The sequence below is a fragment of the Ensifer sp. Root558 genome (assembly GCF_001427045.1).
GTDB classification, from domain to species: Bacteria; Pseudomonadota; Alphaproteobacteria; order Rhizobiales; family Rhizobiaceae; genus Ensifer; species Ensifer adhaerens.
In genome coordinates, this window is sequence record NZ_LMGC01000030.1 from 1 (window position 1) to 10,591 (window position 10,591).

Genomic DNA, 10,591 nt, shown 5'->3' on the forward strand with positions numbered 1-10,591 from the left:
TTGATGACGCGATTGAGATGCACGTAGAGCATGTTGAGGCCCGGCGACGTGCCCCAATGGCCGAGCAGGCGCGGCTTGATGTGCTCGCGCTTCAGCGGTTCGCGCAGAAGCGGATTGTCGAGCAGATAGATCTGCCCGACCGACAGATAGTTCGAAGCGCGCCAATAGGCGTCCATCAGGCGGAGTTCGTCGGCCGACAACGGTGCTGCTGATTTTCCGGATGCCGTCTCTTTCATCGATGCTGTTTCAGGCGAAACCATCTGAGCCTCCCGGTCAAAAGGACCTATGCTGAAATTCCCTCCAGCTTGCCGTCGCGCAAGCCATCGCAGTCTCTCGAATTCGCTACGGTCGTTGCTGTTTTTTCGGCGGGCAGGATGGTGGAACGCTTGAAGTTGGAACGACAGCAGCAGGAATACGCTTGCAGCGCCGCGGACACATGCCGCGGCGGTCTCGACGCATATCTTATTGCGGATAGGGCTCGGCGTAGTGCTCGACCACGCCGCGAACGCCGCGCACGTTCTCAGCGAGGATGCGGGCCGCCTTACGGCAATCGGCGGTATCCACGTTGCCCCAGAGGTGCACGATGCCGTCGGTCACGGCGACCTTTATGTCCAGGCCTTCAAGACCGGTATTTTCGCCGATGCGCACCAGGATACTGCGCCGGATGGCTTCGTCGCCGGCCGCCGTCTCGTCTTGCTTTGCGGACAAGATCGCCTGCAGCAGATCGGCGCGACTGACGATACCGACAACAAGGCCGTTTCTAAGCACCGGTACACGCTTGATGCCGCGCTCCCGCATCAGAGACGCGACGCGCGCGACCGAGGCATCCTCATCGATGGTCACGGGATTGGCCGTCATGGCATCACCGACCCTCCAGGAGGATCGGCGCACATAGGCGCTCGCCCGCTCGTCCGCGGCCCCGGCCGGGTCGGCGACCGGAATGCCGCCGCCAAGCTCGCTCCGGCGAATGAGGTCGCCTTCGCTGATGACGCCCACCAGGGCTCCATCACCGTCGACCACGGGAAGGCCACTGACATGATTGTCGAGCATGATCCGGGCTGCCTGCCTGACGCTGTTGTCAGGGGACAGCTTGACGACCGACGTCGTCATTACATCTTTAACGCGCATGTCGATCCCGCTCCCCAAAGGACTTGGCACCGTCATTTCGCTTCGTAAGGTAGTCCCATCTCGTCGGTTCGACAACTAATGGGTGGAGAAAAGGGAAATGGCGGACAGGGTGGGATTCGAACCCACGGTACGGTTTCCCGTACGCTGGTTTTCAAGACCAGAGCCTTAAACCACTCGGCCACCTGTCCTTGCCTGAAGCACCGCGCGACTGCGTGCCGGGCACGGCGTTATTGCGCGAAGCCTTGGCGCTTTGCAAGAATTAACATGCGTCGCTGCAAGATTTTCTCGACCGCTTTGAAGAGCAGGCGCCGGGCCCGATCACGTTAACCAGCCGTAAACCATAACTCACGAAATGCGGAGCCGGCCTGTGGATGAGTTCGCATTTTTGCCTTGATGATGTCATGAATACACACCTGTTCCGTTTCGGGACGTCGAGATTTCCGCTGGGGGTAAGCGGCAGGTTTCGAGTACGGCTTTATCGATCGATGTTGTGGGACAGATGACCTCCAATAAAAATGCGGCATATCTGGTCAAGGGACTGCGCCTTGCGGCGATCCCGGCACTGTGCGTAACGCTTGCCGCCTGCGGCTCCACGTCGAATGTCAAGAAAACTGCGCGGAGCAAGGAGTACTTTCCTGAATCCGTCTATGGCGTAAAGGCGAGCCCGCGCGTTGCCACCGGCAACAAAATCCCGAAGGGCGGCGGACGCTTTCAGGTCGGCAAGGCCTATCAGGTCAAGGGCAAGTGGTACCAGCCCAAGGAAGACTTCGGCTATAACAAGACGGGTATGGCATCCTGGTACGGCTCCGCCTTCCACGGACGCCTGACCGCCAACGGCGAAGTCTACGACAAGGCGCATCTGTCGGCCGCCCATCCGACGTTTCCGCTGCCGAGCTACGCCCGCGTCACCAACATGGAAAACGGCACCTCGGTCATCGTGCGCGTCAACGATCGCGGCCCCTACGAATACGGCCGCATCATCGACGTTTCCTCGAAAACGGCAGACCTGCTCGACATCAAGCGCAAGGGCAGCGCACAGGTGAAGGTGCAATATGTCGGCCGCGCACCGCTCGAAGGTAACGACATGCCTTACCTCATGGCGTCCTATGTCGAGAAGGGCCAGCGCGGCCCGAGCATCATGCCCGAAGGGCAGATTGCAACCGGCGTGATGGTTGCCTCGAACGAACCGTTCCGCAAGCAAAGCCTCGGCACCATCACCGTGCCGGCCAAGGCGTCGCTCGACGTCAGCGAACCGGTCACCGCGATGGCCGCGCCCGTGCCGCAGTTTGCCCAGCAGCCGGCGTCGTTCAACGAATTCGTCATGCTGCCGGAAATCGGCCCGATCCCGCGCGAGCGGCCGGAGTACATTCCGATGCCCGACGGCAACATGGCCTATGCGGCTGCCTATTACGAAGTTCGCGTCAGCGACGCCGAATCGCCCTTCGAAGCGATCATGGTCGACAAGAAGCAGCTAACGCCGCAAGTCATCGTCGACTACGCCAAGCGCCAGAAAACGAACGGTTCGGCCCGTTAACAGTTCTCGGCGTTGTGCCAAAATGACCACGCTGCTATGCCCGAGGGGAAACCGGAGTTTCCCATGCGCATGAAGATGCTTTCGGCCGCTTTCCTTGGCCTTGCGTTGTTTGCCGGCGCCGCATTCGCGCAAACGCCGGCACCCGCCTTCGACACCAAGGCAAAGCAGATCCTGCTGGTCGATGCAGAAACCGGCACGGTGCTTTTCTCGCGTGCCGAAAACGACCCGATCCCGCCAGCCTCGCTTGCCAAGCTGATGACCATGGAGGTCGTCGCCGAGGCGCTCGGCAAGGGCGAAGTCTCGCCCGAAACCCTCTACGACGTATCGGAGCATGCGTGGCGGACCGGCGGCGCGCCGGCCGGCACCTCGACGATGTTTGCCGCTCTGAAGTCGCGCATCCGGGTCGCCGATCTCCTGCAGGGCGTGGCCGTTCAGCTGGCCAACGACGCCTGCATCATTCTCGCCGAGGGCATGACCGGCAGCGAAGGTGCATTTGCCGAGCGCATGACGGCGCGCGCGCGCGAACTCGGCATGCCGGTCGCGACCTTCCGCAACGCGACCGGGCTGCCCGATCCCGGCAACAAGATCACAATGAGCGAACTGGTGACGCTCGTCCGCCACCTGCACGAAGCGCATCCCGATCTCTACCGGCTCTATTCGCAGCCGGAATTCGAATGGAACAAGATCCTCCAACGCAACAAGAACCCGCTGATCTCCGCCAATATCGGCGTGGACGGCCTGGCAACGGGCTTTGCCGAAGGTTTCGGCTTTTCGCTCGCCGCGTCGCTGCAACGCGGTGACCGCCGCGTTTATCTCGCGATGGGCGGCCTTGAAACCGACAAGGAACGCATCGAGGAGAGCCGCAAGGTTCTCGACTGGGCGATGACCGCCTTCGAGAAGAAGCGGATCTTCGCCGACGGAGAATCGATCGGCGAGGCGGCCGTCTATGGCGGCGACGCGTCTCACGTCGCGTTGGTGGCCGGTGGTCCGGTCGACGTGCTGCTGCCGGTCAACAATCCCGAGCGGCTGACGGCGCGCATCGTCTACAAGTGGCCCTTGCGGGCGCCGGTGACGGCCGGCACGGAAGTCGGCGTCGTCAAGCTGTGGAACGGCGAGAAACTGTTGCGCGAGGTCCCGGTCAAGACGGCCGGCGCGGTGGGGCAGGGAACCCTGACGAGCCGCGCGGTCGACGCCCTGCAGGAACTGCTTTTCTTCTGGCTCTGAGCCGCGCTCACTGGAATGCCTCTCCAAATCGTCACCTGACGGTTTCGCCCGGAGGACCAATCGGCTAAACAGGGCCAAATCGCATGCCGATACGGGAAAGCATGGTGTCGCTGAAAAAAGGTCTATTCGTAACATTCGAAGGCGGGGAAGGTGCCGGCAAGTCGACGCAGCTCCGCCTGCTAGCCGATTCCCTGCGCGCCCGCGGCTACGAGGTACTGACGACGCGCGAGCCGGGTGGTTCTCCCGGCGCCGAGGCGGTGCGTCACGTGCTGCTTTCGGGGGCTGCGGAATCCTTCGGAGTGCGGATGGAGGCGATTCTCTTTGCCGCAGCCCGCAGCGACCATGTCGAGGAGGTCATCCGGCCATCGCTCGACAAGGGCATTATCGTGCTTTGCGACCGCTTCATGGATTCTTCGCGCGTCTACCAGGGCATCACCGGCAATCTCGAACAAAGCTTCGTCGAAAGCCTGGAGCGGGTAGCAATCGACGGTGTCGTGCCGGACCGCACCGTGATCTTCGACCTGCCCGCCAGCGTCGGCCTCGAGCGGGCGCAACGCCGCGCCGGCGACGACAATCCCGATCGTTTCGAAAAGGAACAGCTAGAGACCCACGAGAAGCGGCGCGACGCCTTTCTCGACATTGCCAGACGCGATTCCGAGCGGTGCCGGGTGGTGGATGCGACGCAGCCGGTTGAGGCCATCGCCGCCGAGGTGCTTTCGCTTGTCGAAGCACTTCTGCCGCATGGCGACGGCACGGACACGTCCGCCGAGGAAGCCGTGTCATGAGCGAAAGAGCCGGGGTCCTTGATGGCGCCATTGCGCCCGCTGAGAACAATCGCCTGTTCGGCCATGAGCAGGCGGAAGCCTTCCTGGCGCAGAGCTATCGCTCCGGCAAGGGGCACCACGCGATCCTGATCGAAGGGCCGGAAGGGATCGGCAAGGCGACGCTTGCCTTCCGCTTTGCCCATCACATCCTAAAAAATCCTGAACCGGCCGATGCGCCTGAAACGCTTGCCGACCCGGACCCGACCTCTGCGATCGGCAGGCAGCTTGCCTCCGGCGCCTCACACAATCTCCTGCACCTGGCCCGCCCGATCGATGAAAAGACGGGAAGGGCGAAGGGGGCGATCACCGTCGACGAGGTCCGGCGCGCGGGCAAGTTCTTCAGCCAGACCTCCGGCACGGGCAATTGGCGCATCGTCATCATCGATCCGGCCGACGATCTCAATCGCAATGCGGCCAACGCCATCCTGAAGATCCTCGAGGAACCGCCGCGCCGCTCGCTGTTCCTGGTGCTGACGCATGCACCCGGAAAACTGCTGCCGACGATCCGCTCGCGCTGCCTGCCGCTGCGACTGAAGCCGCTCGACGCAGCACCGCTCGGCCAGGCATTGGCCCATCTCGGTTTCGATCTCGAGGGCGAGAATGCCGGGCGCATCATCGCAGCCGCCAGCGGCAGCGTCGCCGAGGCGCTGAAGCTGATCAACTATGGCGGACTGGAAATCGCGGCAACCTTCGAGGGCATCCTTGCAGGGCAGGGACCGTCTGTCCGGAAAAACATGCACAAGCTCGCCGATGCCCTCGCCGGCAAGGACAGCGAAACGATCTTCGATTTCTTCCAGGCCCTTGCCAGCGATCGCATCATGCGCGAGGCGCGGGAGGCGGCCGTTTCGGGCGATATCATGCGCGCCGAACGCTTCGCCCGACTGTCAGCCTCCGTGACCGAGCGACTGACGGTCAGCGATGCCTATAATCTCGACCGAAAGCAGACCATTCTGTCGCTGCTCGACGATATGAAAGCGGCGCTATAGCGACGGCTGAAAACGCCATTTTCGCTCGATCGCCGCCTGGAGGTCCAGCTTGTGGTGTTGCGCGAAGAGCAGGACGTGCCCAAGAAGGTCTGCGGTCTCGTCGGCCATCTGTGCCCGGAGGTCGTCCGGCGATTTCCCCTGGGACCGCCCGCGACCGCTCAGCTTGTTCCAGGCCTGGGTCAGTTCCCCCATTTCCTCCTGCATCTTCAAAATGAACCAGTCGGGGTCGCGCTCGATCCCGTGCGCGGCGGCATAGCCGGCCGACGCGGTTTCAAATTGGCTGCCAAGTTGATCCAGCACGACTCACCCCTTCATTTGTTTCCTGTTTGTTCTAAATCTTGCACGCGGGGCGCGCAAGGAGGAGGGCGGTGGCGGCGGCCGCTTCGGCCGGGCTTTTCATGGATCGCATGTTTCTTCCTAACAGCGTATGCGCTAAGAGCGTGCGTAGCTTAATCCGAGATAGATCGAATCCGCCTATGAGAGACACGTCCCCCTTCTACATCACGACAGCGATTTCCTACCCGAACGGCAAGCCGCACATCGGCCATGCCTATGAACTGATCGCGACGGATGCCATGGCGCGCTACCAGCGCCTCGACGGACGTGAGGTTTTCTTCCTGACCGGCACGGACGAGCACGGGCAGAAGATGCAGCAGACGGCGCGCAAGGAAGGCGTGACGCCGCAGGAACTTGCCGACCGCAATTCGGCCGAATTCCAGAAGATGGCCGTGGCCCTGAACGCGTCCAACGACGATTTCATCCGCACGACCGAGCAGCGCCACCATCAGGCGTCGCAGGACATCTGGATCCGCATGGGCGAGGCGGGCGACCTCTACAAGGACTCCTACGCCGGCTGGTATTCGGTGCGCGACGAAGCCTATTATCAGGAGAACGAGACCGAGCTGCGCGCCGACGGCGTGCGCTACGGCCCGCAGGGGACGCCGGTCGAGTGGGTCGAGGAGCAGAGCTACTTCTTCAAGCTGTCCGAATACCAGGACAAGCTGCTGAAGCACTACGAAGAGAATCCGGATTTCATCGGCCCGGCCGAGCGCCGCAACGAAGTGATCTCCTTCGTGAAGTCCGGCCTCAAGGACCTCTCGGTTTCGCGCACCACCTTCGACTGGGGCATCAAGGTGCCGAACGATCCGGCGCATGTCATGTATGTCTGGGTCGACGCGCTGACGAACTACATCACCGCGACCGGTTATCTCGACGATCCCAAGGGCCCGCGCGCCAAGTTCTGGCCAGCGAACATCCATGTGATCGGCAAGGACATTATCCGCTTCCACGCGGTCTATTGGCCGGCGTTCCTGATGTCGGCCGGCCTGCCGCTGCCCAAGCGCGTCTTCGCGCACGGCTTCCTGCTCAACAAGGGCGAGAAGATGTCGAAGTCGCTCGGCAACGTCGTCGACCCGTTCAACCTCGTCGAGCATTTCGGTCTCGACCAGATCCGCTATTTCTTCCTGCGCGAGGTGTCGTTCGGCCAGGACGGCAGCTATAGCGAGGAAGGGATCGCGACCCGCATCAATTCCGACCTTGCCAACGGCATCGGCAACCTGGCGAGCCGCTCGCTGTCGATGATCGTCAAGAACTGCGACGGCCAGGTGCCCGTGTGCGGCCCCCTGACCGACGAAGACAAAGCGATGCTGGCCGCCGCCGACGCGCTGCACGAGATCACGCGCGACGAGATGGGTAAGCAGATGATCCACCGGGCGCTGGCGGCGATCATCGCCGTCGTCTCCGAGACCGACCGCTACTTCGCCGGCCAGGAGCCCTGGGCGCTGAAAAAGTCCGATCCAGCGCGCATGGGCACAGTGCTTTACGTGACGGCCGAAGTCGTGCGCCAGATCGCAATCCTGCTTCAGCCGTTCATGCCGGAATCCTCGGCGAAGCTGCTCGACCTGGTGGCTGCACCCGCCGACAAGCGCGACTTCGCAGCGCTCGGCGAGGCCGGACGTCTCGCCTCGGGCACGCCGCTCGAGGCGCCGAAGCCGGTCTTCCCGCGCTATGTGGCACCCGAAGCGCAGTAAGGCATCTTGAGCATGCTGATCGATACCCATTGCCATCTGGACTTCCCCGATTTCGAAGCGGAGCGCGACGCAATCGTCGCGCGGGCGCGCGAGGCCGGTGTCGGGCAGATGATCACGATCTCGACCCGCGTGAAGCGGTTCGAGACGATCCTTGCGATCGCCGAGGCCTATCCGAACGTCTTCTGTTCCGTCGGCACCCATCCGCACAACGCCGACGAGGAGCTTGATATCACCACCGAGGATCTCGTGCGGCTTTCGGCCCATCCGAAGGTGGTGGCGATCGGCGAGGCGGGTCTTGATTACTTCTATGACAATGCGCCGCGCGAGGCCCAGGTCGAGGGCCTGCGTCGTCACATTGCGGCTGCCCGCGAGACCGGCCTGCCGCTCGTCATTCACAGCCGCTCGGCCGATGAGGACATGGCGGCGATCCTGACCGAGGAAACCGGGAAGGGGGCCTTCCCTTTCCTTCTGCACTGCTTCTCTTCCGGTCCGGAGCTCGCCCGTGTCGGCGTGGAGCTCGGCGGCTACGTGTCCTTTTCGGGCATCCTGACTTTCCCGAAATCCGAAGAGCTGCGTGAAATCGCCAAGACCGTGCCGCATGACCGGATGATCGTCGAAACCGACGCGCCGTACCTCGCGCCGAAGCCGTTCCGCGGCAAGCGCAACGAGCCGGCTTACGTTGCCCATACGGCAGCCGTGCTTGCCGAGACGATCGGCGTGACCACTGAGGAGATTGCAAGGATCACCACGGAGAATGCCTTCCGCGTCTTCTCCAAGATGCCGAGGCTCTGACGTGGCGTTCCGGCGCACTTTCACCATCCTCGGCTGCGGCTCGTCACCAGGCGTGCCGCGCATTACCGGGGACTGGGGCGCCTGCAATCCTGACAATCCGAAAAACCGGCGCATGCGCGCGGCCTTGCTCGTCGAGCAAATCGCGCCCGACGGCGGCAAGACGACCGTCGTCATCGACACCGGGCCGGATTTTCGTGCGCAGATGGTCGCAACGGACGTGCGCCACATCGATGCGGTGATCTATACCCATTCCCATGCCGACCATCTGCACGGGATCGACGACTTGCGCGGTTACGTCATCGAAAACCGCAGACGGGTGCCGATCTGGGCCGATGCCTATACGATGGGCCGTATTCGCGAGGGGTTTGGTTATTGCCTGGAATCACCGCCAGGCAGCGGCTATCCACCGATCGTCGAGCCGCACATCATTGCCGATGATCTGTCGCCGGTGGTGATATCAGGCGCCGGCGGGCCGATCGCGTTCCGGCCGCTGATGCAGTTTCACGGCAATATTCATTCTCTGGGCTTCCGCATCGGCGACTTTGCCTATTGCAGCGATGTCAGCGATTTTCCGGCCGAGACCATTGCCAAGCTCGGCGACCTCGATCTGCTGGTGATCGATACGCTGCAGTACAAGTTCCACCCGAGCCATCTGTCGCTGGTGCAATCGCTCGGCTGGATCGAGCGCCTCAAGCCGAAGCGGGCGGTGCTGACACACATGCACGTGCCGCTGGATTACGACACGGTGCAAGGCGAGACGCCTGATCATATCGAACCGGCATACGACCTGATGCGGCTCGAATTCGATGTCGATGATCCTACGCTCGGCGCCTAAATCAGATTAGAATAAATCTCTAATATACTGATTTATTTCGAGAAATATGCCGTCAGGTTGGCGCGAATGCGATCCAGAACCGTCGCACCCGACAGATCCGGAACGAAGCGCTGGCCGGTGATCTTTTCGAAGGCTTCGATATAGACTGCCGAGGTCTGCTCGATGAGATCAAGTGGAATTTCCGGGATCGGATCCTTGTAGGGATCGCAGCGCGCAGTGACCCAGGCACGGACGAAATCCTTGTCGAAACTCCTGGGACGTTCGCCGCGCTCGAAGCTTTCCTGGTAGCTGTCGGCGATCCAGTAGCGGCTGCTGTCGGGTGTGTGGATCTCGTCGGCGAGAATGATCGTGCCGTTTTCGTCGGTTCCAAACTCGTATTTGGTGTCGACGAGGATCAGGCCGCGTTCGGCGGCGCGCTCTTGACCGCGGGCAAACAGCGCAAGCGCATATTGCCAGACGGTATCGAGCTGTTCCTTCGTCAGCAGTCCTTGCTCGAGGATCGCTTCGACCGAAAGCGGCTCGTCATGGCCGCCGTCGAAAGCCTTGCTGGTGGGCGTGATAATTGCCTGGGGAAGCTTCTCATTGTCGCGCATTCCGTCCGGCAGGGTGATGCCGTACATCTCGCGCTCGCCGTTGCGGTATTTCGTCAGGATCGAGGTGCTGGTCGTTCCGGCGAGATAACCGCGCACGACGACCTCGACCGGCAGGATGTCGAGCCGCTTGCCGATGACGACATTGGGGTCCGGATAGCTGACCACATGGTTCGGGCAGATGTCGGCGGTTTCCTCGAACCAGTAGCGCGCCGTCTGCGTCAGCACGTGACCCTTGTTCGGGATCGACGTCAGGATGACGTCGAAGGCGCTGAGGCGGTCCGTCGCGATGATGATGCGGTGGCCATCGGGCAGGTCGTAGTTTTCGCGAACTTTGCCTTTGTAGCGGTTTGGCAGTTCCGGAATGAAAGCATCTGAAAGAACGCGCAATTCGCTCATCACATCTGGCCTTGAAAATGAGGTGTTTGGTTCGGGAACGCTAAGCAGGCTGGAAAGGCCGGGTCAAGCTCGCCAAGGCAACGTTCAGCCGCAATCCATGCTTTCCGGCATATACATTAGTTCCATAATCTATCTTATGTGATCTTTGCATGTAGCCGCAAAGTTAAAGTGTCCTGATCCTGCAAAGTTGGAATGTCACTCTCCCCGGGTTTTGATGACCTGGGAGATTGCGGATGGGATTGATTGCGA

Annotated in this window: 10 protein-coding genes, 1 tRNA gene and 1 pseudogene; 7 read left to right on the top strand and 5 right to left on the bottom strand. The window is 61.9% G+C overall.

Going from position 1 to position 10,591, the window contains the following annotated elements; genetic code table 11:
- The 3 genes and pseudogenes from ASD63_RS23905 to ASD63_RS23915 form a co-directional block, all read right to left on the bottom strand.
- A pseudogene (locus ASD63_RS23905) lies at window positions 1-260 on the bottom strand (phosphoketolase); the annotation flags it as partial.
- Window positions 261-462: 202 nt separating this feature from the next.
- Window positions 463-1,128, bottom strand: coding sequence for a CBS domain-containing protein (locus tag ASD63_RS23910; RefSeq protein ID WP_034803496.1), 666 nt, complete (start codon window positions 1,126-1,128; stop codon window positions 463-465).
- Window positions 1,129-1,226: 98 nt separating this feature from the next.
- Window positions 1,227-1,316 (bottom strand) — tRNA-Ser (locus ASD63_RS23915).
- Between the two features lie 311 nt (window positions 1,317-1,627).
- Here ASD63_RS23915 and ASD63_RS23920 point away from each other — a divergent pair.
- The 4 genes from ASD63_RS23920 (at window position 1,628) to ASD63_RS23935 (ending at window position 5,696) form a co-directional block, all read left to right on the top strand.
- The gene (locus ASD63_RS23920; protein WP_034803494.1) at window positions 1,628-2,662 is read left to right on the top strand and encodes a septal ring lytic transglycosylase RlpA family protein; all 1,035 of its coding nucleotides are present in this window, start codon (window positions 1,628-1,630) and stop codon (window positions 2,660-2,662) included.
- Window positions 2,663-2,725: 63 nt separating this feature from the next.
- Complete coding sequence (locus tag ASD63_RS23925; protein ID WP_034803492.1) at window positions 2,726-3,886, top strand: D-alanyl-D-alanine carboxypeptidase family protein; 1,161 nt, start codon at window positions 2,726-2,728, stop codon at window positions 3,884-3,886.
- A 101-nt stretch (window positions 3,887-3,987) separates the two neighbouring features.
- Window positions 3,988-4,671 (top strand): dTMP kinase, encoded by a 684-nt coding sequence (gene tmk, locus ASD63_RS23930; protein ID WP_234852547.1) that lies wholly within the window; start codon window positions 3,988-3,990, stop codon window positions 4,669-4,671.
- Window positions 4,668-5,696 (top strand): DNA polymerase III subunit delta', encoded by a 1,029-nt coding sequence (locus tag ASD63_RS23935; RefSeq protein ID WP_034803488.1) that lies wholly within the window; start codon window positions 4,668-4,670, stop codon window positions 5,694-5,696. Before tmk ends, ASD63_RS23935 begins: the two co-directional genes overlap by 4 nt.
- Here ASD63_RS23935 and ASD63_RS23940 read toward each other — a convergent pair.
- Window positions 5,691-5,996, bottom strand: coding sequence for a hypothetical protein (locus ASD63_RS23940; protein WP_060529918.1), 306 nt, complete (start codon window positions 5,994-5,996; stop codon window positions 5,691-5,693). The genes ASD63_RS23935 and ASD63_RS23940 overlap by 6 nt on opposite strands.
- A 176-nt stretch (window positions 5,997-6,172) precedes the next feature.
- On the opposite strand from ASD63_RS23940, the gene metG reads away from it, so the two are divergent.
- From metG to ASD63_RS23955, 3 genes are read left to right on the top strand one after another with little or no spacing between them, the layout of a single operon-like run.
- Window positions 6,173-7,726, top strand: a complete 1,554-nt coding sequence (gene metG, locus ASD63_RS23945; RefSeq protein ID WP_060529919.1) for a methionine--tRNA ligase — start codon at window positions 6,173-6,175, stop codon at window positions 7,724-7,726.
- Between the two features lie 12 nt (window positions 7,727-7,738).
- Window positions 7,739-8,518 (top strand): TatD family hydrolase, encoded by a 780-nt coding sequence (locus tag ASD63_RS23950; protein ID WP_034803483.1) that lies wholly within the window; start codon window positions 7,739-7,741, stop codon window positions 8,516-8,518.
- Window position 8,519: 1 nt separating this feature from the next.
- Window positions 8,520-9,353 carry an MBL fold metallo-hydrolase gene (locus ASD63_RS23955; protein WP_034803481.1) on the top strand — a complete coding sequence of 278 codons (834 nt, stop codon included), beginning with the start codon at window positions 8,520-8,522 and terminating at the stop codon, window positions 9,351-9,353.
- Window positions 9,354-9,385: 32 nt separating this feature from the next.
- On the opposite strand, the gene ASD63_RS23960 is transcribed toward ASD63_RS23955, so the two are convergent.
- On the bottom strand, window positions 9,386-10,342 hold the full coding sequence (locus tag ASD63_RS23960; RefSeq protein ID WP_177235797.1) for a phosphoribosylaminoimidazolesuccinocarboxamide synthase: 957 nt from the start codon (window positions 10,340-10,342) through the stop codon (window positions 9,386-9,388).
- Window positions 10,343-10,591 lie beyond the last annotated feature (249 nt).